The sequence below is a fragment of the Bartonella birtlesii IBS 325 genome (assembly GCF_000273375.1).
Lineage (GTDB): Bacteria > Pseudomonadota > Alphaproteobacteria > Rhizobiales > Rhizobiaceae > Bartonella > Bartonella birtlesii.
Map to the genome: position 1 here is coordinate 384,466 of NZ_CM001557.1, position 23,596 is coordinate 408,061.

Annotated in this window: 20 protein-coding genes and 4 pseudogenes; 12 read left to right on the plus strand and 12 right to left on the minus strand. The window is 39.1% G+C overall.

Annotated elements, in window-relative coordinates:
• The first annotated feature begins 258 nt into the window (after positions 1-258).
• From trwI to trwD, 6 genes and pseudogenes are all read left to right on the plus strand, one after another.
• The gene (trwI, locus tag QWU_RS02085) at positions 259-1,101 is read left to right on the plus strand and encodes a type IV secrection system protein TrwI (protein ID WP_006589885.1); all 843 of its coding nucleotides are present in this window, start codon (positions 259-261) and stop codon (positions 1,099-1,101) included.
• Positions 1,102-1,314: 213 nt separating this feature from the next.
• Entirely contained in the window at positions 1,315-1,458 is a 144-nt protein-coding gene (gene trwH / locus QWU_RS08900; protein WP_006589886.1) for a type IV secrection system protein TrwH, read from the plus strand.
• Positions 1,455-2,153, plus strand: a complete 699-nt coding sequence (gene trwG / locus QWU_RS02095) for a type IV secrection system protein TrwG (RefSeq protein WP_006589889.1) — start codon at positions 1,455-1,457, stop codon at positions 2,151-2,153. Before trwH ends, trwG begins: the two co-directional genes overlap by 4 nt.
• Before the next feature lie 13 nt (positions 2,154-2,166).
• Complete coding sequence (gene trwF, locus QWU_RS02100) at positions 2,167-2,973, plus strand: type IV secrection system protein TrwF (protein WP_006589890.1); 807 nt, start codon at positions 2,167-2,169, stop codon at positions 2,971-2,973.
• Positions 2,973-4,141: pseudogene (trwE, locus tag QWU_RS08905) on the plus strand (type IV secrection system protein TrwE). Before trwF ends, trwE begins: the two are co-directional and overlap by 1 nt.
• On the plus strand, positions 4,113-5,177 hold the full coding sequence (gene trwD, locus QWU_RS02110) for a type IV secrection system protein TrwD (RefSeq protein WP_193581814.1): 1,065 nt from the start codon (positions 4,113-4,115) through the stop codon (positions 5,175-5,177). The pseudogene trwE and the gene trwD overlap by 29 nt, the downstream one beginning before the upstream one ends.
• Positions 5,178-5,612: 435 nt before the next feature.
• Here trwD and QWU_RS02115 read toward each other — a convergent pair whose 3' ends face one another.
• From QWU_RS02115 to rimM, 7 genes and pseudogenes are all read right to left on the minus strand, one after another.
• Positions 5,613-6,392 carry a succinate dehydrogenase iron-sulfur subunit gene (locus tag QWU_RS02115; protein ID WP_006589893.1) on the minus strand — a complete coding sequence of 260 codons (780 nt, stop codon included), beginning with the start codon at positions 6,390-6,392 and terminating at the stop codon, positions 5,613-5,615.
• Between the two features lie 14 nt (positions 6,393-6,406).
• Positions 6,407-8,251, minus strand: coding sequence for a succinate dehydrogenase flavoprotein subunit (gene sdhA / locus QWU_RS02120; protein ID WP_006589894.1), 1,845 nt, complete (start codon positions 8,249-8,251; stop codon positions 6,407-6,409).
• Between the two features lie 5 nt (positions 8,252-8,256).
• A complete protein-coding gene (sdhD, locus tag QWU_RS02125; RefSeq protein ID WP_006589895.1) occupies positions 8,257-8,643 on the minus strand; it encodes a succinate dehydrogenase, hydrophobic membrane anchor protein in 387 nt (128 codons plus the stop codon).
• Positions 8,644-8,661: 18 nt separating this feature from the next.
• Positions 8,662-9,063 (minus strand): succinate dehydrogenase, cytochrome b556 subunit, encoded by a 402-nt coding sequence (gene sdhC / locus QWU_RS02130; RefSeq protein ID WP_026017269.1) that lies wholly within the window; start codon positions 9,061-9,063, stop codon positions 8,662-8,664.
• Between the two features lie 464 nt (positions 9,064-9,527).
• Positions 9,528-9,968 (minus strand): 50S ribosomal protein L19, encoded by a 441-nt coding sequence (rplS, locus tag QWU_RS02135; protein WP_006589897.1) that lies wholly within the window; start codon positions 9,966-9,968, stop codon positions 9,528-9,530.
• Positions 9,969-10,163: 195 nt separating this feature from the next.
• Complete coding sequence (gene trmD / locus QWU_RS02140) at positions 10,164-10,862, minus strand: tRNA (guanosine(37)-N1)-methyltransferase TrmD (RefSeq protein ID WP_006589898.1); 699 nt, start codon at positions 10,860-10,862, stop codon at positions 10,164-10,166.
• 261 nt (positions 10,863-11,123) lie between these two features.
• A pseudogene (gene rimM / locus QWU_RS08910) lies at positions 11,124-11,652 on the minus strand (ribosome maturation factor RimM).
• Positions 11,653-11,784: 132 nt separating this feature from the next.
• Here rimM and QWU_RS02150 point away from each other — a divergent pair.
• On the plus strand, positions 11,785-12,594 hold the full coding sequence (locus QWU_RS02150; RefSeq protein ID WP_006589900.1) for a SapC family protein: 810 nt from the start codon (positions 11,785-11,787) through the stop codon (positions 12,592-12,594).
• 3 nt (positions 12,595-12,597) lie between these two features.
• Positions 12,598-13,566, plus strand: coding sequence for a tyrosine recombinase XerC (locus QWU_RS02155; protein ID WP_006589901.1), 969 nt, complete (start codon positions 12,598-12,600; stop codon positions 13,564-13,566).
• 170 nt (positions 13,567-13,736) lie between these two features.
• On the opposite strand, the gene QWU_RS02160 is transcribed toward QWU_RS02155, so the two are convergent.
• Positions 13,737-14,015, minus strand: coding sequence for a BolA family protein (locus QWU_RS02160; protein ID WP_006589902.1), 279 nt, complete (start codon positions 14,013-14,015; stop codon positions 13,737-13,739).
• Positions 14,016-14,135: 120 nt separating this feature from the next.
• Between QWU_RS02160 and QWU_RS08915 the strand changes: the two are divergent.
• The 3 genes and pseudogenes from QWU_RS08915 to cobT all read left to right on the plus strand — a co-directional run bounded on the left by QWU_RS08915 (position 14,136) and on the right by cobT (position 18,017).
• Positions 14,136-14,755 (plus strand): annotated as a pseudogene (locus tag QWU_RS08915) (J domain-containing protein).
• Positions 14,756-15,105: 350 nt separating this feature from the next.
• A complete protein-coding gene (cobS, locus tag QWU_RS02170) occupies positions 15,106-16,092 on the plus strand; it encodes a cobaltochelatase subunit CobS (protein WP_017196102.1) in 987 nt (328 codons plus the stop codon).
• Positions 16,093-16,106: 14 nt separating this feature from the next.
• The gene (gene cobT, locus QWU_RS02175) at positions 16,107-18,017 is read left to right on the plus strand and encodes a cobaltochelatase subunit CobT (protein ID WP_006589905.1); all 1,911 of its coding nucleotides are present in this window, start codon (positions 16,107-16,109) and stop codon (positions 18,015-18,017) included.
• Between the two features lie 597 nt (positions 18,018-18,614).
• Here cobT and QWU_RS02185 read toward each other — a convergent pair.
• Together QWU_RS02185 and rpmB are read right to left on the minus strand one after the other, a co-directional pair.
• Complete coding sequence (locus tag QWU_RS02185) at positions 18,615-19,298, minus strand: VUT family protein (RefSeq protein WP_006589906.1); 684 nt, start codon at positions 19,296-19,298, stop codon at positions 18,615-18,617.
• A 116-nt stretch (positions 19,299-19,414) separates the two neighbouring features.
• Entirely contained in the window at positions 19,415-19,708 is a 294-nt protein-coding gene (rpmB, locus tag QWU_RS02190; RefSeq protein WP_019219341.1) for a 50S ribosomal protein L28, read from the minus strand.
• A 279-nt stretch (positions 19,709-19,987) separates the two neighbouring features.
• Here rpmB and QWU_RS02195 point away from each other — a divergent pair, with 279 nt between their 5' ends.
• Positions 19,988-20,776 (plus strand): SURF1 family protein, encoded by a 789-nt coding sequence (locus QWU_RS02195; protein WP_006589908.1) that lies wholly within the window; start codon positions 19,988-19,990, stop codon positions 20,774-20,776.
• Positions 20,777-21,375: 599 nt separating this feature from the next.
• Here QWU_RS02195 and QWU_RS09670 read toward each other — a convergent pair.
• Positions 21,376-21,528, minus strand: a complete 153-nt coding sequence (locus QWU_RS09670) for a DUF1127 domain-containing protein (RefSeq protein WP_006589909.1) — start codon at positions 21,526-21,528, stop codon at positions 21,376-21,378.
• A gap of 345 nt (positions 21,529-21,873) precedes the next feature.
• Positions 21,874-23,489, minus strand: a pseudogene (gene purH / locus QWU_RS08920) (bifunctional phosphoribosylaminoimidazolecarboxamide formyltransferase/IMP cyclohydrolase).
• Positions 23,490-23,596: the final 107 nt, after the last annotated feature.

The following is a 23,596-nucleotide window of genomic DNA, read 5'->3' on the forward strand; positions in this document are numbered from 1 at the left end:
ATGCCAAACTATAAGATAAAATTTTACAATAATTTTTCTATTTTATTGATCCTTTATATTTCTGCTTTTAAGAAAAACTAACATAATCAATATAAGGACCCTCTACAATACACTGAAGGAATAGTTAAAAAGTTTAATCCTTCTTAAAAACAGCTCCAATAAAAAATATTCCGAGGAATTGTGTAAATACAATGAAACTCACAACATGTGACCATGTTGAAAAGTAAAAGAAATTAAAATTCACTAAAGAGGAATGCTATGGACTTCAAAATGTTTACCCAACTGTTCAGTCATATTGATCAGGCAACAAAAACATATGTCACGGATATCTCCTCAAAAGCAATCATAACAATCACGCCTTTTGTATCCATCGGCCTTACCATCGCTTTCATTCTATATGGGTGGCTTGTTATTCGTGGCGCCATAGATATGCCACTCTCTGGGCTTGTAAACCGCTGTTTTCGAGTAAGCATTATTACTTCTATTGCCTTAACAGTAGGTCTTTATCAAAATGAAATCGCAAATTTAATAATAGAAATGCCTCATGATTTATTAAAAACGCTGTTTAATAATCAAAACGACAATAAGCAATTAATCAGCTTGATCGACAAAGTCGCTGAAAGAGGGTTCGAACGTGCAAGCGAAGCTTTCGAAGAAGCTGCTTTCTTAGATGCTGATGGCTTACTCTATGGGCTCTTCGGCATTCTTATTTTACTTGCAACAAGCTTCCTAGCTGCAATCGGTGGTGCATTCATCCTGCTAGCAAAAATTATTCTTGTACTTCTCGTAGGTTTCGGACCTCTCTTCATTATTTCCTTACTTTGGCAGCCAACTTATCGTTTTTTCGAACAATGGATAGGACAAATTTTGAATTATACGATTTTTTTTGTACTCCTAGCCACCGTATCTAGTCTGCTAATGAACATCTTTGCAAATTACATGACTGATCTAAAATTCGATGGAAAACAAAATATAAGTTATGCACTAGGCGGTGCTTTCATCCTGTCTATTATCTCCATTGTACTGTTGCTCAAACTGGCAAATATTGCCAATGCTCTGGCAAAAGGTATTACATTGGGGCATCTATGGAAATTTAGATGAAATAGGTAGACCTGTTTCCCTAATCAGCACACACCAAATGACAAAATCAGCTGCCCGTAAAAATATCCACGCTGCAAATGAATATTTCCGTAAAAAATGAGATCACTAAATGAAAAAAATAAAAGATAATCAATATATTTTGTAATCAAAATTGAAATAATGACAAAAAAATGTTAAAGATATATATTGCAGTTATAAAACGGGAGCATTAAAATGAAAAAAATTGTTTTTGCAATTTTGATTGCAAATATTTTATCGGCTTGCGCGTTAGCGCCAAAGCCAAAACAACCAAGTAATTGGAACCGCGTACCGATTAATAAAACAATTCCTGCCGAAATTCAGCGAGGAGCCATATGAAAAAACAGCAAGCTAAACAAGTAACAGCTGAAAAACTTAAGAGTTATTATGAAGAAAGCCGAGGTTTAGAACGCGAACTTATCAACGAATTTGTAAGATCGCGTAGGACAGCATGGCGTGTAGCAAATGTCGTTGGCATTTTTGGGTTGTTTGGCATGATATGCGGAGTTGTTGGTTTTTCACAACCAGCTCCAACACCTTTAGTGCTACGCGTTGATAACACAACTGGCGCGGTTGACGTAATTTCTGTGATGCGCGAGCATGAAACTAGCTATGGCGAAGTTGTAGACAGATATTGGCTCAACCAATATGTCCTTAACCGCGAAACTTACGACTACGATACTATTCAGCTCAATTATGACACCACAGCACTTTTAAGCACAGCAGCTGTTCAACAAGAGTTTTATAAAATCTATGAGGGAGAAGATGCGCGTGATAAAGTACTTTCTAACAAAGCACGTATCACAGTTAAAGTGCGGTCGATCCAACCAAATGGACGTGGTCAAGCAACAGTACGATTCACCACGCAACAACATGACAGTACAGGTGCTGTTGGAGTAAAACAACACCAAATTGCAACAATTGGTTATACTTATGTTGGTGCACCAATGAAATCATCTGATCGATTGCTTAATCCTCTTGGTTTCCAAGTGACAAGTTACCGCACCGATCCGGAAATACTGCTAAATAATTAAAGAATTGATTATTATGAAAAAACTTACGTTCCTTGCCTTACTATCTTCATTTTCCTTTCTTTACACGGTGCCTGTACAAGCACTCAAAACCCCATCAAATTCACAATATGATCATCGCATTCGCTATGTAACATATAATGTGGCTGATGTGGTTCAAATTGAAACCGTTCTTGGGGTGGCAACACATATCATCCTTGAAGAGGGTGAACGCTACATCACGCATGCTTTTGGTGATTCTGATGCTTATGCCTTTGCACATAAAGGACGACATATCTTTATTAAACCCAAAGCAGAATTAGCTAATACGAATCTCATCGTTGTAACAGACAAACGTAGCTATAAATTTCGATTACAGTTCCGAAATGATCGTGCTGGAGCCACCTACGAATTAGCTTTCCATTATCCTGATACAAATACTCAAAAGTCAGAAGCAAACAGCCAACACCTTGATATTGAACGCGGTTTTCACCAAGGTGTAAAAGGCTATAACCTCAGCTATACCATGAGTGGCAACCAAGATATTGCTCCAATTAATGCTTGGGACAATGGGCGTATTACCTATTTCAAATTTCCTGCCAACATGGATATGCCATCAATTTACCTAGTAGATGCTGAAGGTAACGAGAGCTTAATACCACGTACCGTTATAGGCAGTTCCAATGATATTATTGCCGTTCATAAGGTCAATCCCAAATGGCTCATACGACTTGGAAAACGTGCTTTAGCTGTTTTCAACGAAGCTTATGATCCCAATGGTGTAGCGAATACAACTGGGACAGTATCTTCGATGGTCCATCGCGTTAACAAAGGAGGTAAATAATGTTTGACAATAAGAAAGGAGATGAGATCAATAAAAACGCGGAACGAGGTTACGCCGAGCAAAAACATATTGAAGGTGCCTATGGTAGTTCTGAGTTAGGTTTGGAGCGTCGTCCAATAATTCCCGGTGCTCGTGCATTATTAATGGTAGGACTCATTGTCATAATAGCGGTACCAATTGCTCTGACTTGGAAAGCTTTAAAAATGCGCAATAGTATAGAAGTTGAGGAAGAAAAACCTCAACAGACAGTGCAGCAAATCATACCAAACTATGTCCCTCGCGTTATAGAGGAGCCAAAAGTAGAAGAAGAAGAAAAAAACCTGAAGATTCAACACAGGAAATTCCAGCAACCTTAGCAAAACTTCTTCAAACAACAATTCCTCCACATTTGATCAAAGATTCTGAAGAGTTGGCGCGCAAACGTATGCTTAGTTCCGGTCTTAACAGTGGCGGTAGTAGTGAAGGCTCGACAGAACCGTCAAAAAATAACGCATCTAATGACGATAGAAATAGTGGTGCATTATTTGATCACCTTCAGCCGGTACGCTTAGGTCAATCACAAGCAGTACAGCTCAATAACCGTGATCTCTTGATCACACAAGGAACACAGATAGATTGTACACTAGAAACAAAAATTATCACAACCCAACCGGGAATGACAACGTGTCATTTAACACGTGATGTTTATTCTACAAGTGGTCGGGTTGTTTTGCTCGATCGTGGCTCTAAGGTTGTTGGTTTTTATCAAAGTGGCATACAACAAGGACAAACACGCGTTTTCGTGCAATGGTCGCGCATTGAAACACCTTCCGGTGTTATCGTTAATCTTGACTCACCCGGTACAGGTCCTCTTGGAGAAGCTGGTATTGGTGGTTGGATTGATACGCATTTTTGGCAACGATTTGGCGGAGCAATTATGGTGAGCATCATTGGTGATTTGGGAGAATGGGTAAAAGACAAAATTTGGCGAAAAGATCGAGATAATAAAGAGAATAAGGAAAGAGTACAATCCCAAGGCGTACATAACGCTGAATCGGTCGTGACTGATGTTCTCCAAAACTCAATCAACATTACACCAACACTTTATAAAAACCAAGGCGAGCGCGTGAATATTTTTGTTGCTCGAGATCTGGATTTCAGTGATGTCTACAGCCTCGTTACACGTTAATGGAATACAAAAAGACCAAGCAGTTGCGCAACTTCTGCAACCGCTTGATCATTTCTTAGAAGATCCAAAAATTACTGAATTATCGATAAACCGCCCCTGTGAAGTGTGGACAAAAAACTTCGAGGGTTGGCATGTGCATAATGTACCAGAATTAACGGCTGCTTTTTTGCAAACGCTTATTACAGCCATTATCGTTTATAATGGTATGGCGCCCCGAAGTATTAATTATGTACGCTTACCTGGTGGACAACGTGGTACCATTATACAAACGCCAGCGGTTATCGATGGCACACTATCTTTTGTAATTCGTAAGCATTCCCTCATAGTTAAGACACTAGAGGAACTGAACAATGAAGGTGTGTTTGATAATTTTGCCGATGTCAGTTTTAATAAGCCTTTAGAAAAGGAAGCAGAAAATCTGTTATCGAAGCAAGATTTCACACGACTAGAGCCATTTGAAGTACAACTTTTGCGTCTCAAACGCGATAAAAAAATTCTTGAGTTTTTGGAAGAATGCGTGCTGCATAAACGCAACATCATTATTGCAGGCAAAACAGGATCAGGAAAAACGACATTTGCCCGCTCGCTCATTGAAAAAGTACCCATAGAAGAACGCATGATCACTATTGAGGATGTCCATGAGCTTTTTCTGCCTAACCATCCAAATCACGTTCATATGCTGTATGGTAACGGTGCAGGTCGTGTTCCAGCTGATGAATGTTTAGATGCATGTCTGCGTCAATCGCCTGACCGTATTTTTCTTGCCGAACTACGTGGCAACGAAGCATGGGAATATCTCAACTCGTTAAACACTGGACACCCAGGATCAATTACAACAACACACGCCAACAATGCTTTGCAAACATTTGAACGATGCGCCACATTAATAAAAAGATCAGAAGTTGGTCGTCAGCTTGATTTAGAAATGATAAAAGTAGTGCTTTACACTACAGTGGATGTGGTGTTATTCTTTAAAGATAGAAAACTCTCTGAAATCTTCTATGATCCCATTTTTGCTAAATCAAAGATAGTTTAAGTAAAACTCTTGATACAAACAAAAGCGGCCGTGACAATTTGTCACGGTTTTCTTTTAAGGTTTCGCACTCCTATTACCTTTTTGGAAAGTTTTTACTCCCTTACAACGGAGGAGATAAAAATTGATGAGAAAAACCAATCCATATCCCAAATTTTGCTTCTGCTCATTTTTCTCATTTATTTTTTGTAAACTATACATTTGATACAAAAGAGAAAAAATACTTACAAAATAAATTTCTTAAAAGGATAATTTTCAATTTATGCAGCTTTTATAAAATATTCACAGGCGGTAATTAAAAATAAACTGTTGCTATTATAATTTTTTTAAATCTTCATACAAAAGCAGAAAAATTTTATAAATTGCTTCGCGCACCATCTCAAAAAGTGTAAAATCATATATATTCTCGACTCTCACATCATTCCTATAACTGACTTTTTAAAGACGGCGTTCAACCATGAGCTTTTTAATCTCAGCAATTGCTTTTGCTGGATTTAATCCCTTCGGACAAGTTTGCGCACAATTCATAATCGTATGGCAGCGATAAAGACGAAAAGGATCTTCTAAATTATCAAGGCGCTCCCCACACATCTCATCACGTGAATCAGCAATCCAGCGATACGCTTGAAGCAAAATAGCTGGTCCCAAATAACGATCACCATTCCACCAATAACTCGGGCATGATGTTTGACAACAAGCACATAAAATACATTCATAAAGTCCATCAATTTTTTGGCGATCAGAGTGACTTTGCAACCATTCTTTGGCAGGTTCAGGCGAAACGGTTTGTAACCAAGGTTCAATTACGCGGTGTTGGGCATAAAAGTGCTTCAAATCAGGAACCAAATCTTTAACAACCGGCATAGAGGGCAAAGGATAGACCTTAATGGGGTGCTTTACATCATCCATACCTTTAGTACAAGCCAGCGTATTAGCCCCATCAATATTCATGGAACAGGAACCACAAATACCCTCACGGCACGATCGGCGAAATGTCAAAGTTGGATCAATATGATTCTTAATGAACAAAAGCCCATCTAGAATCATAGGACCACAAGCAGAACGATCCACATAATAAGTATCCAGATGAGGATTTTCCTCATCATCAGGTGACCAACGATAAATATGAAATTCTGTCAGTTGCGTAGCACCTTCAGGTTTAGGCCAAATTTTTCCCGGTTTTACTTGAGAATTTTTGGGAAGTTTAATTTGTACCATAATTCATTCTCCCCTTAATAAACACGCTTTTTAGGTGCAATGCGTTTTAAATCAATACCACCATCTGCTTCAGCTGTTAATGGATCAACATGAACAGGTCGATAGGACAAAGTTACCTTACCTTCTTTTGATAAATGTGAAAGCGTATGTTTGCGCCAATTTTTATCGTCACGCTCTGGATAATCTTCACGTGCATGAGCGCCTCGACTTTCCAAACGCGCTTCTGCGGAATAAACAGTGGTAATTGCATTAGCCATCAGATTTTCAAGCTCTAATGTTTCAACCAAATCAGAATTCCATATCAGTGAGCGATCTGTGACTTTAAGATCAGCTAATCCATCCCAAATTTGACTTATCCGCCGACATCCTTGTTGCAAAGAATCTTCCGTACGGAAAACAGCAGCATCTTCTTGCATAGTGCGTTGCATTTTTTCACGCAATACAGCTGTTGGTGTTGCTCCTTGAGCAAAACGTAAACGATCAAAACGTGCCATAATTTCATCAACCGCCGCCTCATTGAGAGGAGGAATTTCCGCATCTCGATCAATGACTTCACCGGCACGAATTGCAGCAGCACGACCAAATACAACAAGATCAATTAACGAATTTGATCCCAAACGATTAGCACCATGAACAGAAGCACATCCAGCCTCTCCCACTGCCATCAAACCTGGTTGAATACGATCAGGCGAATCAGCCGTTGGATTAAGTACCTCTCCATAATAATTGGTAGGAATTCCCCCCATATTATAATGCACCGTAGGAAGGATAGGAATAGGTTCTCTTGTCACATCAACGCCAGCAAAAATGCGTGCTGATTCGGAAATTCCTGGTAAACGTTCGTGCAATATGGCGGGATCAATGTGATTGAGAACCAAATGAATATGATCCTTTCTTGGACCAACACCGCGCCCTTCGCGAATTTCAAGGGTTATACAACGCGATACCAAATCCCGTGAAGCCAAATCTTTAAAGGAAGGTGCATAGCGCTCCATAAAACGTTCACCCTCAGAATTAATCAAATAACCACCTTCACCCCGTGCCCCTTCTGTAATGAGACAGCCAGAACCATAAATCCCTGTGGGATGAAACTGAACAAATTCCATATCCTGCAGTGGTAATCCGGCACGTGCAATCATTCCACCCCCATCACCCGTACAAGTATGAGCCGATGTTGCTGAAAAATAAGCACGCCCATAACCACCGGTTGCGAGAACAACCATTTTGGCAGAAAAACGGTGTATCGTGCCATCATCAAGATTCCATGCCACCACACCGGTGCAGACTCCATCGGTCATGATGAGATCAAGTGCAAAATATTCAATAAAAAACTGCGCATTATGCTTTAAACTCTGTCCATAAAGTGTATGCAAAATGGCATGTCCTGTGCGATCAGCTGCTGCACAAGTCCGCTGAACAGGTGGACCTTCACCAAATTGTGTTGTATGCCCACCAAAAGGACGTTGATAAATTTTACCTTCTTGCGTACGTGAAAAAGGCACCCCATAATGTTCTAATTCATAGACAGCAGCAGGTGCATTACGCACCAAATATTCCATTGCATCGGTATCACCCAACCAATCAGATCCCTTTACAGTATCATACAAATGCCATTGCCAATTGTCAGGTCCCATATTGGAAAGTGAAGCTGCAATACCCCCTTGCGCCGCAACAGTATGTGATCTTGTTGGAAAAACTTTTGTAATACAAGCTGTTTTTAATCCTTGCTCTGCCATCCCAAGTGTTGCCCGCAATCCTGCACCACCTGCCCCAACAACCACAACATCGAATTTATGATCGACAGTACAATAAGGAGCATTCCCTGCTCTCGCGCCTAGAGATGATACTGTACCTGCCATATCTATTAACTCCCTAACGCAATTTTCAAAAGAGCAAAAATGGTTATACCCCCCAAAATAAAACAAAATAAAATATTTAATACCAGGAAGAATATCCGGAAACCTTCACGTGGAATATAATCCTCAATAACCACCTGCATTCCAAGTTTCATATGATAAAGCACTGAAACCGTAAATAATCCCATTAAAATAGCTGCAACAGGATGAGCAAGCCGTGCGCGCACAACGCTATAGTCCTCTCCAACGAGAGAGAGAATGAGAACAATAAAAAAGATTGAAAGTGGTAAATTTATAAAACCTGTCAAACGCTGTAACCAAAAATGCTCTGTTCCCTCATGCGCACTTCCACGCCCACGTACTTTTGCAAGTTCCGTTCTAAAATCTTTTTTCATATCCTTCTCCACCCCCAGCTAAACAATGCTATATCCAATAAGCCAAATTACAAGAGTCATAATAAGAGAAATAAACACTGTTGCCCATGCCACCATGCTTGCTTTTTCTTTAGCCAAAAGAGAAGGTTTCAAATCCCAAATAATATGACGAAGTCCACCAACCATGTGATGAACGCCAGCAAGCGTATAAAGAAACAAAATACAAAGCCCAGGCATAGAACTATAAATCTCATGAATGACTCTAAATGTCTCAGCCCCACAAGCAATTGCCAGTAACCAAACAGTGAGAAAGACCATTCCAAAATAAAGAGCCATACCGGTAAGGCGATGTGCAATCGACATCGCCATTGTAATAGTCCAACGATAAATACTAATATGAGGGGAACGAGGGCGCTCTTTTATCCTAATTGTCTCTGTCATAAAATATCCTGACCTGGCTTTTACTGCAACCACATCGTGAGCGACAAGATTCGCACAAAATGCCAAGTGCATTATCGTTTCCACTTATCTGGCATTTTAAGATGCCAATATTACAGGTCGGTTGTCTCAAATAACGGATTAAAGGTCACGCATAAAAAAACCGATTGTTTTACAGCTATATGGCCATAAAACACGCTTTAATCTAATACAATTTTATCTTCACGTCAAAGGTCTAACATCATTTCTCAAATTAAATATCTATTTTTTCAAATAGATTCCCGCCCATTTCTAAATACCAACGCTATCTTTCAAAAACCGTGAAAGATAGCCACAATTCAAGAAAAACAAGACACTGAAGGCTTTAAGAAGCATTTTATGCATACTCAAAACCACTTCTTTAACTAAAAATACGAACCACGAGAAATAAAAAGCTGCTTTTATATAAATTCTAGTAAATGCAGCTCTTATTCGGCAACTGGTTCTGGTGTATCTGTACTTACAGCTGTTGCTTTTACAACCTCAGAAAGCTTTTCAGCCTTTTTGCGATAATCTCTCTTTTCAGCGATACGTGCAGCCTTACCTCTCAAACCACGAAGATAATAAAGCTTTGCGCGACGCACTTTACCTCTGCGCACAAGCTCAACACCCTCAATGAGGGGAGAATATACCGGAAAAACACGTTCAACACCTTCACCATAAGAAATCTTACGCACTGTAAAGGTTTCATTTAACCCACCACCTGAACGTGCGATACAAATTCCTTCATAAGCTTGAACACGCGTACGTGTACCTTCGCTCACACGCACCATCACACGCACGGTATCACCTGGTTGAAAAGCTGGCAGTTGGCGTTTTTCTGCAATTTTTGCACATTGTTCAGCTTCGAGCTGTGCGATAATATTCATTTTTTTATCCTTCATGTTCTTTATCGAACAGTCAGAGCGCTCAACTCTTGCCGAAAAAAGCTTTTTCATAAACAGAAAAGAAGTTCTTTAGGCTATGCATTACACAGGAGCGAATACACCATTCCTTCATTTTATGGAACTATAGAAAACTCTTTTAAACAGAGAGCCATGCCATACACCACCTTACAACATGAATCAAGTTTTCTGACGATTTTTATCATAACGCGCATAAAGATCAGGACGCCGTTGACGTGTTAACAGTTCAGCTTGTTGTTGCCGCCAATCGGCGATAGCTTTGTGATGTCCTGATGTCAACACTGATGGAATAGCGCGTCCTTCGAAAAGAGCAGGGCGCGTATATTGGGGATGTTCCAGCAAACCATTCTCAAAACTTTCGCATTGCGCAGAAGCCGCATTACCCATAACACCGGGAAGAAGACGTATAACAGCATCTAAGAGAACCAATGCCGCTGTTTCCCCTCCTGAAAGAATATAATCCCCAATGGATATTTCTTTCAATTCTCGTGCTTCTATTATCCGTTCATCGACACCTTCAAAACGTCCACAAACCAATGTCACTCCTGCTTCATGCACCAGAGAACGAGCATACGTCTGGTCAAAAAGCTGCCCACGGGGACTCATTAACAATCTTGGCGAATCATTTGGACAACTATCCAGTGCAGCCGCTAACACATCCGCCCGCATGACCATACCAGCCCCTCCACCAGCTGGTGTATCATCAACACTATGGTGTTTATCCAAAGCAAAATCCCTAATTTGCACAGTCTCCAGCGACCATACCCCCTTCTCTAAAGCTTGTCCGGCTAAAGAATACCCCAAAAATCCAGGAAACATTTCAGGATAAAGTGTTAAAATGCGCACATGAAACTTCATTATTTATTCTTTTATCTCCACCTTATCCCCGCAAACGGCATGAAACCAATAGACAACCACGAACACCATAATGCGCAATCCACAGCTCCCTATTTCCTTGGTATAAAATATCCATATTCCCTGCTAACCTACCTTGCAAAAAATTCCAAAAATCCAAGAATATTTTAAGATTCACACAGATATCTAGAATCACATTCTTACATTTTTTTATTATTTTTTGCCCACAGCTTTATTTTTGGGCTTAAGATGATTTATTTTTTCTCAGATATCACTTAAACCAGCGGCCACTGGATCAACAACCAAAAAGCCAGAAGCAAGGCAAATTTCTGGCACAGCTGCTTTGCTAAAAGGAATAAGCACAGTTTTACCCGTATTCAAACGCATTTCAAGCAAATCACCAGCACCAAAATTAAAAAACCACACACCTCACCCAAGATTTGACCAACACCATCCTGGACACGAAGTCCAATTAAATCAACTTGATAAAATTCATCCTCAGTCAAATCTTCTACCAATTGATCACGGGTAACATACAAGCGAATACCTTTTAAGTTTTCCGCCATATTGCGATCCTCAATGCCTTTAAAATGCACAATCGCGTTATTTTTTTGCATGCGAAGTGTTACAATTTCATAACAACGCTCCATATCATCATAAAGAACGCCATAAGCCTTTAAATGCTCTGGTTTAGCACTCAAGACTTTTATCAAAACATCTCCTCTTATACCATGGGCGGAACCAATAATGGCAAGATAGACTTTATTTTTAAGATTTTTTTATTATAACTCATAAAAAACATTATCTCTCACAAATGAATCTTTCACGCGTAATTTTTTGTTCAATCTTGTTGCCATATGAGACATATCTTTCCTTAAGACCCTTCTTGGTAACAACAACAAATTAATATAAAAGGAGAAGTCTTATGGCAAATGTTATGCTATTTTACAAAGATATCACCCCAATCAACAAAGTTTCCCATAAAAATCTAAAATTTGCGCCTCCAAATGATATGTCTTTTGCCAAAGACACTCACTGGGTTCCTCTCGCAAGCAGTGAATATTTTCAAGCAGCACTAGATTATCCGATTTTATTTATGTGCGCAGAAGATGAACAAAAGAAACTGCATTACACATCTGCCGCTCTTGTTGGTCTTTCTAATGACGAAAATGACTACATTGCCTCTGATAAAAATTGGAAAACAAATACTTATGTTCCAGCTTTTGTCCGCCGTTATCCTTTTGTTCTTGCGCAACTTAGCAATGAAAAAGAGCTTTCCGTTTGCTTTGATCAAAAATCAGGCATGTTTAATGAAATAGCCGGCACAGAACTTTTTAATTCTGATGGTTCTATTTCCCCTTTTATGGAAGAACGGATTCGTTTTCTTGAAAGCTTTAAAATCGCTATGGAAAAAACCACTGAATTTATTGATACCCTTGTGGAGATGGATCTTCTTAGTCAAAAATCAATCAATGTGAAAAACGATAAAGGTCTTTCAGCCCAATTAGAGCATTTTTGGATTGTTGATGAAGAAAAACTAAATAAACTCTCCGCAAGCCAACTTGCCAAGCTGCACAAAAATGGTTTCTTAGGATTAATCTTTGCACATCTCATGTCAACAAATAACCTTCTAAAAATACTCTCTCTCAAAGGGGAAAAGCAGTTTGCCAATAATGAAAAGCAATCACAAAACGAGAAGAGTGAAAAACTTACAAAGAAAGAAACACTCAATTAAGAAATGCCCATAAAAAATGACACGAGAAAAGACAAAAATGTTCCTCTCATTCCAGCAGACCATACTGTTTTAGCAGAAAGAAAAAATTGGCTAGACTGTCTGCAAAAAACGCGTCGTATGGCTACAAAAACAGTAGAGGCCTATGAACGTGATACACGACAATTTTTGTTTTTTCTCTGTCAACATTTGGGTCATAAACCAACCTTTAATGATCTTGCCAATTTGCGTGTTGTTGACTTGCGAGCTTATTTAGCTTATCGGCGTACACATAACATAAGTGCACGTTCTTTAAGCCGAAGTATAGCGGGTTTACGCTCTTTTTTCAGCTATCTCTCGCGTAAAAAAATTGTCACTATTCCCGCCGCCCAGCTCATCAGAACCCCAAAACATCCAAAATCTCTTCCAAAGCCTTTAGCAGTACAGTCAGCACTTCATTTAACCAAGCAAGAAAACCAACAAGAAAATGAACCATGGATCATCGCTCGTAACAGTGCTGTTTTAGTGCTTCTCTATGGTTGTGGCATGCGAATATCAGAAGCCTTAAGCCTCACACCAGAACAGTTTTCTGATCCTCAAAAAACAAGCTTATTCGTGACAGGAAAAGGGGGGAAAACACGCCTTGTTCCTCTTATCAAAGTTGTTAATGAAGCCGTACAGAATTATCTCAAATGCTGCCCCTATCCTTTAGTAGACAATCAACCAATGTTCCGCGGTGCAAGGGGTGGTGTCTTGCAGCCAGCCATTATTCAACGCGCTATGCGAAATTTACGAGCACATCTTGGTCTACCAGAAACAGCAACCCCACATACATTGCGCCATTCTTTTGCCACCCATCTTTTATCACGAGGTGGGGATTTACGCTCTATCCAAGAACTTCTTGGTCATGCTAGCCTTTCTACTACCCAAGCCTATACCCATGTGGATACAGAGCATCTCTTGAAAATTTATCAAAAAGCACATCCACGTTCTTGAAAGATTTACAAAAAAAGAAAATTAAAGATGCAGCTTCCAACACTAAAGCATAGAATACAGATTGTAAGCTTCTTCTAAAAAACTTAAAATAAAAGCGCCTAATGAATCTTCGCGGCGTATACCTATTAAAAACTGTACTCCTTACCTACAAACTATTACAAAAAGAAAAATTAAACAGATGCAATCTCCAACGCTAAAGCATGAACACAAGTTGCCAATTCTTTTTCTAAAACTTGATAAATCGCCCGATGAATTTCCACGCGTGTCATTCCTTTAAAAGAAGAAGATGAAATTTTCACCCGAAAATGTGTTTCTCCTTTACCATCAAAAGCGTGTTCGTCATGTGGGTGGCCCTCATGAAGGTGACTCTCATTGATCACCTCAAGTTTTTGCGGATGAAACGCATCTTGAAGCTTCATCTTAATCGTTGTTTGAACTGATGTAGACATTTTTATTCCTTCATAAAATGAACGATGCAAAGCATCTTATTGTGGAGCAAATAAGTGTGAAAATAAATTTTTCAAAAGTCAATTCTTGTAAAATTAATCGATTTTGCATAAATCAAAGATATGACAATAAAATCTAAATTATTCGACTCAATTCGAATCAGCTCCAATAAAAACAAAAAGCTGAATCAGAAACACAGCAGTGCCAGTGGGAAGGTTGTGAAAAATCAGCATCCCATAAAGCACCAGCGGGCCGAAATCACGAAGGGCAGTATCTGCATTTTTGTATTGAGCATGTGCGTGCCTACAATAAGAATTTTAATTATTTCTCTGGTCTTAGTAATAAAGATATTGCAAAGTTTCAAAAAGATGCCCTCACAGGACATCGCCCAACATGGCCAACCGATTTTAGCAATGGCACATCGAAAAAAACAGCTGCCAGTTATGCGCGAATTCGCTCTGGTACAGCGGCCTATCAAAATCGTATGCGTGATCCCTTTACGCTCTTTAACAAGCGTCATTCAACCAATAATTCGTCGCGAAGGTTAAAGCCCTTAGAAGCAAAAGCTTTTGATACATTAGGCTTGCAAGCAAATGCTTCATCTGAAGATATTAAAATGAAATATAAAGAGCTGGTAAAAAAACATCATCCTGATTCTAATGGTGGCAACCGCTCTTCAGAAGAACGTTTTCGCGATGTTTTACACGCTTATAATTTGCTCAGGAAAGCTGGTTTGTGCTAAAAAAATACACTCCAATACCCTTATTTTATTCTCACTGTAGGAAAATTCTAAAGAGCAGGCAAAAGGATATTCTAAAAATTCCATGGTTGCAACCACTCTTTTAGAGGGGTATTTTTGCGATATTCTATCATACCTATAATTTGCTTAAAAAAGCTAGTCTGTGCCAAAGAAAATTGTCTCTATTAAATCTATTCTCACTCAAATTATCGTTATTTTCACAAAATATGATAAAATATAAATCTGTTCTTTCCTATCTTAAGACTTTCATTATAGGGCATTGCATAAGTGCTCTAACTCTTGTATCGTTTCCTAACAAATGGAGATAGCATTCTTTCCCTTCCAGAAAAACCATGACAAAAACAAATCTTACAGTAGAAAATGTGCCCGATATCACACTCTGTGCCCGTGATCTGTTTCATATTGATACGGATATGAAAGTTCCTGCCTTTAGTACAAAAACTCCCCATGTTCCAGATATAGATCCCGATTATCTTTTTGATCAGCAAACAACTTTAGCAATTCTGGCGGGCTTTGCATTTGACCGCCGTGTCATGGTTTCCGGATATCATGGTACAGGAAAATCGACCCATATTGAACAAGTTGCTGCACGTCTTAATTGGCCTTGTATTCGAATTAATCTTGATAGTCATGTAAGCCGTATTGATCTGGTGGGAAAAGATGCCATCGTTTTAAAAGATGGCTTACAAATTACTGAATTTAAAGAGGGTATTTTACCATGGAGTTATCAAAACAATATTGCTCTTGTTTTTGATGAATATGATGCTGGGCGTCCTGATGTTATGTTTGTTATCCAACGCGTTCTTGAAACCTCTGGACGCTTCAGTTTGCTTGATCAAAGCCGTGTTATTACTCCTCATCCAGCATTTCGCCTTTTTGCAACGGCAAATACTATTGGACTTGGTGATACAACAGGGCTTTATCACGGTACACAACAAATCAATCAAGCACAGATGGACCGCTGGTCTATTGTAACAATTCTTAATTATTTGCCCCATGATAAAGAAGTTGACATTGTCTGTTCAAAGGTCAAATCTTTTCAAACAACAGAAGGAAAAAAGATAATTTCCCAAATGGTTCATGTTGCTGATATGGTACGTCAATCTTTTATCAATGGGGACCTTTCAACCGTCATGAGCCCACGCACAGTGATCACTTGGGCAGAAAACACAGAAATTTTTCAAAATACTGGCTTTGCCTTCCGGCTTACTTTTCTCAATAAATGTGATGAACTCGAACGCACTATGGTTGCAGAATTTTATCAACGTTCTTTTGGAGAAGAACTTCCCGAATCACTTATTCATGGTGTTTCGCCTTAAGGAATCTATCATTCATGGCGACCAATATTGGTGACAACAAAAATCCGGCAAAGAACTCTTCCAAAAACGCTTTTGATGCTGCAGCTTTTAAAAAAGCACTTTCCACCTGTATGCGTGCCATTGCAGGCACGCCCAATCTCGAAGTTTCCTTTGGTCATAACCGACCATCTTTAAGTGAAAATTATGCGCGCTTACCAGAATTACCGCTCCATGCAACAGAAAAAGATATAACGATTAGCCGCGGATTAGGAGATTCCATGGCTCTACGTACAGCATGGCATGACAAGCGCATTCACACAAAATTTTCTCCAAAAGAATCGGAAGCACGTGCTATTTTTGATACCCTTGAGCAAACACGTATTGAAGCCATTGGCACGTTAAGTATGGAAGGAATTGCACAAAACCTTTATGAAATGCTCGCCGATAAATATCAAAGAGCCCATTACCAAAAGATAAGCAGCCAAAGTGAAGCCCCCATTCAAGAAGCAATCGCACTTTTATTGCGCGAAAAAATAACAGAACGCTCTCCCCCACAAGAAGCAGGACCTGTCTTAGAATTATGGCGTCAAGAAATTGAACAAAAAGCTGCCATAGAGCTAAATGAATTAACAAGACATATTTACGACCAACAGGCATTTGCACAGATTGTTCGCCAAATGCTTGTTACACTTAAAATGGCAACTCAACTTGAAGAAACCTCTGACAGTGAAAACAATAAAAAACCAAAAGACGGATATGAATCTCAAAATCTAGAAGAAGAAGAAAAAGAAAGCCAAAACCAAAAACACGAGAGGAATGAAGAACAAACAGCTACTGAACAAGAAAATGATGTGAAAGATAAAGGCAAAACCCAAGCGACAAGATCAAACGACATTGATAAAGATAAAGAAGAGCAAGAAAGTAGTACTTGGCAAAAAAAAATGAGCCAATCCAAACATCTTTTCACTATTTCAGAACAAATGCAAAAGCTTACTGATTATAAAGTTTTCACTCGTCAATTTGATGAAATTTTAGAAACAACGGATTTTTGTTCTGAAAGCGAATTAGATCTCTTGCGCCATTATCTTGATAAGCAAATCAACCATCTGCAAAACATTGTTGGACGTTTAGCAAATCGTCTACAACGCCGCCTGATGGCACAACAAAATCGCAATTGGAATTTTGACCTTGAGGAAGGATATCTTGATACAGCACGGCTTTCACGTCTGATTATCGATCCCATGCAACCCCTTTCTTTTAAAATGGAAAGCAATACCCAATTTCGTGATACTGTTGTTTCATTGCTTATTGATAATTCGGGTTCCATGCGAGGACGACCAATTACGGTTGCAGCAAGCTGTGCAGATATTTTGGCACAAACTCTTGAACGCTGTGGTGTTAAAGTTGAAATTTTAGGCTTTACTACCAAAACGTGGAAAGGAGGAAAATCGCGAGAAGAATGGCTCAAACAAAATAAGCCTCCTCATCCAGGTCGTCTGAATGATTTGTGTCACATCATCTATAAAAGTGCAGATACCCCATGGCGTCACGCACGGCGCAATTTAGGCCTCATGATGCAAGAGGGATTACTAAAAGAAAATATCGATGGTGAAGCATTAATTTGGGCACATCAACGCCTTTTATCACGGCGCGAACAACGGCGCATTCTCTTGGTTATTTCCGATGGAGCCCCTGTTGATGACTCAACACTATCGGTTAATTCTAACAATTATCTGGAAAAACATCTACGCGCAGTGATTCAAGAAATCCAAACACATTCACCCATAGAACTCATCGCCATTGGCATTGGTCATGATGTCACACGCTATTATCAACATGCTGTAACAATTATGAATGCTGAAGAACTCGCCAATGCTATAACAAAACAATTAGAGACGCTCTTTAGCAATAAAAAACTTCGCTCTTATCGTCATAAGAAAATTTAAAACAAACCCTATATTCTTTATTTCACTTCTCCCCTTTAAAAAACATCTTCACCATAACATAAAGATACCAATTAAATCGTTTTGCTCCTTTTTCCCGCCCCTGCCCTGTAAACCATTCCTCTTTATAAAAAACCCAATCATTGCACGATATCAAATAGCATAATACGTACTCCCTACAATAAGCCTTGCCTGTTCAAAGCCAACACTATTTTTTTCAGCTTTCAATGTACATTTTTTTGCATTGGAAATGCGTTTATACAACAAATATAACAGCTCAAAAAAATAGAAACGCTACAGAATGCCACCGCAAAATACATTGTATTAAAAAGAAACTATCCCACATCAAAGAACAACTATTTGTGGAGCGCTCTTTATGCTTCACTTATAAAAAATCATCATATCTGAAAAATCAAATCATTTAGAACGTACATAAACACAAACCTTTAGAAAACGATCATCTCCTAAACCAAAATAATATCTTGAAGTTATGCTAAAAACAAGAAATCTATAAGAAAGTCTCTATACAACTAAAATACTTCTGATAAAAACAAGACAAAATCTTTTCTTCTCTAAAAATAACAAGAGAATAAACAATGGTTATTTACTGCTCACAAAAGATGAATCATCTTTTGAATGTCCTTGATGAAGAGGAACTCTCACAGAGCTAAGAATTGTTCTATAAGGAATCAACATAAACAGACTCATAATGATTTTTATTGCAAAATCACCAAAAGCCAGTGAAAGCCAAACTGGAATCCCTACTCCCCCCACAACAGTACTCTCCAAAATAGAACTATCAGCATAACCTGTTATTTTATCGATAAAAACAAAAGAGCTAGAAAAAGCAAGAGCAAAAAATACAACCGTATCTAAAGCCGAACCGACGAATGCTGCAGCTAAAGGTGCTTTCCACCATGTTTTACGTCGCAAAGGAGTAAACACAGCAATATCGAGAAGTTGCCCAAACAAAAATGCTAAACTTGAGGCAACCGCAAGCCGCGGTGTAGCCAATATCCACGAAACAAAAACACCAGCAAAAAAGCCAGCATAAACCACGCGCCGCGCAGCAGCCGGACCATAAAAACGATTAGTTAAATCATTAATCAGAAAAGCAAATGGATAAGTAAAAGCTCCATAAGTGAGCAGCTCATTTAAACCAAACCAGTAAACAGGATACTGAACCAAAATATTAGAAGCAGTTACAGCAAAACACATGGCAAGAGAAAAAACGATATTTTTTTTCTCTTTCCATACTAATAAAGAATCGTTTTCTGAAAACATTTTTTTAACTTGGGATATGGAACCAATAAAATACAACGATAAAAATACTATAAAGCTAAAAAACGATCCCCTTAGAAAAGAGAAGCAAAATTTAGCCCATAGCAACCAAAAGGCAACTAGGCTGCTTGTTCAGCTTTTTTCTTAACGATTTGGCGCTTTAATAAACGCGCACGCTGTGACAACTCTTTATCATCGGCTTTAAGCAAAAAACCATCCAAACCACCACGATGTTCCACAGACCGCAAAGCACTTGCAGAAACCCGTAAACGGTAATTTTGCTGTAACACTTCCGAAATCAATGTCACATTGCAAAGATTTGGTAAAAAACGACGACGGGTTTTATTATTTGCATGGCTAACATTATTGCCATAAAGAACTGTTTTCCCTGTCAATTCGCAAGCACGAGACATAAACTTCACCTTTAAACTCTGAAAAACTCTTAAAATCCCAATACCCATAAAATAGAATGAAGGTAAAGAGCACATAACACCCCTTAAACGGATATTATTGGGAAATCGTGTTTTTAATAGGGTGTCGATACTAAAAGGTCAAGTCTTTTGTAAAGCCTTTTGCATTTCTTATTGACTTACTTGGCTCTCTTTTCTCAATGAAAAGGCACAGAAAATATTTTTTTTTAACAGGCATCATGCTAAAAGAATGCTTATCATCTTAACAAGGAAGCATTCATCATGAGCAAAACAAATTCCTCCATGACAGAGCTTCAAAAAAAACAGAGCCATTTTTCTTCGCTTCTCTTTGGCATGTTCTGTGTATGCTGTTTTCTTCTCTTCAGCGCACTTGGTATATGGCAAATACAACGATTAAACTGGAAAACAAATCTTATCACCAGTGCCAATCAACGTATTCATTTGCCTCCCATAACAGCCCCACCGCAAAATCAATGGGCACAGATTACTTTTGAAAAAGATGAATATCGCCCTGTCACGATCACAGGAAAATTTTTGGCAAATAAAAATATCTTGGTCACGGCTGTTGCTCAAGATACTAGCGGTTACTGGGTCTTAACTCCTTTACAGACAGCGGACAATACCCTAACCTTCGTCAACCGTGGTTTTATTCCCATGGATTCGCGCCCTGATTTTCAAAACTCTAAGCCATTACAAACGAATGCCCAACCTCATCAATATGAGGCTATAGATACTAAACAAACCACCATCATAGGATTGTTGCGCATGAGTGAAAAAAATGGTTTTTTTCCACGTAAAAATAATCCTGATAAAAATATATGGTACACGCGCGACCTCCCCGCTATGGCAGAAAAACTTGGTCTGTCCACGGTTGCACCTTATTTCATTGATGTTAGCAAAAAAACAACCCCGCGAGAAACTCTTCCCATTGCTGGCCTTACGATTGTGCACTTTCGAAACAATCATCTTGTCTACGCCATCACTTGGTTTACCCTAGCTGCTGGTATCTTGGGCGCCTCTCTTTACCTACTACGGCAAAAAATAAAATAAGATATTCACCCTTGTGAAACAATACCGTTAACAAGTCCACTTTAAAAATAACACTCCCCACAACAAAACATATTCTCCCCTCTATTATGTAGAGAATTCTAACAACAAAACATTTACTTTTTGAAGCGACCAAAGGAAACACATAGCATCTCCATATGTTCTCTTGAGCGTACCAATAAATAGAGACAAAAACCACTTCCCTCTCATCTCATAATAAGACAACACAGTGATTTATAAGGATAATAAAGGGATTTATAAGGATAATAAAGGTTTTACACCCGCCATGGGAAAGCCCAATACATTTAGATCCTCCCATGCCAAACCTAATTCCTTTGACCCATCATAAATGAGACTGGCATGTAGGCAAAACTCTCAACGACAAGGAGTAAAAAAACTCTCCACTCTTTCAAATGCAAAAGTTGCCATCTAACAAATCGTGTAATTTTAGTCGCTTACACTTTGTATAAACAAAAAATGGCGATGCTCAATAGCTTTTAGGTTATACAATCCACCAGCAGCATCATGCCACCAACCCAAATACATCGCAAGACGCTTCTTTATAACAAGACAGCTTTCTCAAATGCCATCACAAATAAATCTTACAAAGGCTTACGAGAATAATACCGTGCAATAGAATCAATATTGCCACGATAAATGCCAAGATCATTAAGTTCATCTACTGAAAGACGACTCAACGCATTTACTGTCCGCCGATAACGACGCCAATGACTATAAGAACGCAAAATATCCATATCTTTTACTCAAACTTGCTGTTACTCATCCTGGAAACAATATAGAACAAATCACAAAAAAGAGTTGTGCTATAATAGCATGATAGATATGCATCTAAGACATAAGAAGTTTTTTAAAACTTATCTCGTAAAAAATACCAAAATTGGCTAATAACGAAAATATCGCACACTCGTAAAACCCTTACCAAACTATGCGCATCAAAAACCACAATCACTTTTTCATCATGCATAGAAGCACCTGGTTAAATAACAGCTGTTGCTCCTGCCCAGTAGCTGCAAATTAATATGAAAACACACGAAGTGTTTTAAAACACTGATTTTATTCGTAAAATACCACAAAATCCGTTAATGACGGAAGTGTCGTACACCTGTAAAAACCATAGCTAAATTATGCGCATCGGCAACAGCAATCACTTCTTCATCACGCATAGAACCACCTGGTTGAATAACGGCTGTCGCTCCTGCCTCAACAGCTGCTAACAAACCATCAGCAAAAGGAAAAAAGCATCAGATGCAATCACAGACCCTTTTGCGAGAGATTGTGTTAAACCTGCTCTCTTTGCACTTTCTTCAGCTTTACGTGCAGCAATTTGGGCAGAATCGACACGACTCATCTGTCCCGCACCAATTCCAACGGTTGCATTATTCTTTGCATAAACAATAGCATTTGATTTAACATGCTTTACCACCCGAAAAGCAAATTTAAGATCACGCATTTCTTCTTGACTAGGTGCCCGTTTCGTCACCACTTGCAGTTTGAGATCATCAACCACCATATTATCACGCGACTGCACTAAAATCCCGCCCGCAAGCGTTTTGGCAAGAAGACCTCTGCATCGTGGATTAGGAACACCACCCGTTATCAGTAAACGAAGATTTTTTTTTCTCGCAATAATTTCACGTGCTGCCATTGTTGCATCAGGAGCAATAATCACTTCCGTAAAAACTTTGATAATCTCTTCCGCACATTCTTCATCAAGAGTCTGATTTAATGCAACAATTCCACCAAACGCTGAGACATTATCACACATCAAAGCTTTTAAATAAGCTTCTTTCAAACTCCGCCCTTCTGCAACACCACAAGGGTTAGCGTGTTTAATAAGCGCAACAGCAGCAGTCATTTTGGGATCAAATTCTGCTACCAATTCAAATGCCGCATCTGTATCATTCATATTGTTATAAGAGAGTGCTTTACCTTGCAAAAGTTTGGCGGTAGCAACACCATAACGTTTGTCATTATTGCGATAAAATGCCGCCTGTTGATGCGGATTTTCTCCATAACGCATAACGCTTTCAAGATGCCCAGAAAAACTTTGCCAAGACGGCGTTTCAATTTTTAAATCCTGTGCAAACCATGCCGCTATCGCCGCATCATAAGCAGCAGTGTGTTCATAAGCGCGCATTGCTAATTGACGTCGCAGAGACAAGCTTAGGCACCCATCATGCTTCTTTAATTCAGCGAGAACCAACTCATAATCACGCACCGCTGTTATAACACCTGTATAAGCATGATTCTTTGCTGCAGCGCGGATCATTGCCGGTCCACCGATATCAATATTTTCAAGAATTGTTTGCCTATCCGCTCCAGATTGTGAAGTTTCTTCAAAAGGATAAAGATTCACGACCAGAAGATCAATTCCACAGATACCATGCTGCTCCATCGCACTCTTATGGTTAGGATCCTCTCTTACCCCTAAGAGAGCACCATGAATTAAGGGATGGAGTGTTTTGACACGTCCATCCATTATTTCCGGAAATCCTGTAACTTCAGCAACATCTTTTACCGGTAAACCAGCAGCCATTAAGGTTTTGGCTGTTCCACCTGTTGAAATCAATTCAACATCATAAGCGTGAAGCGCTTGTGCAAATGCAACCACACCCGTTTTATCAGACACGGAGAGAAGAACACGACGAACCCGATGAAGATCAGGTATGGGAAAATTTTTTGCAACAACACCCATAACAGGAACCCTAAAAATGAAATGGTTAAAATTCTAACAGAACCGGCTTATATGCATAAAAGCAATTTATACATTCATAGCACATGCCTTTATCAAAATACACCGAA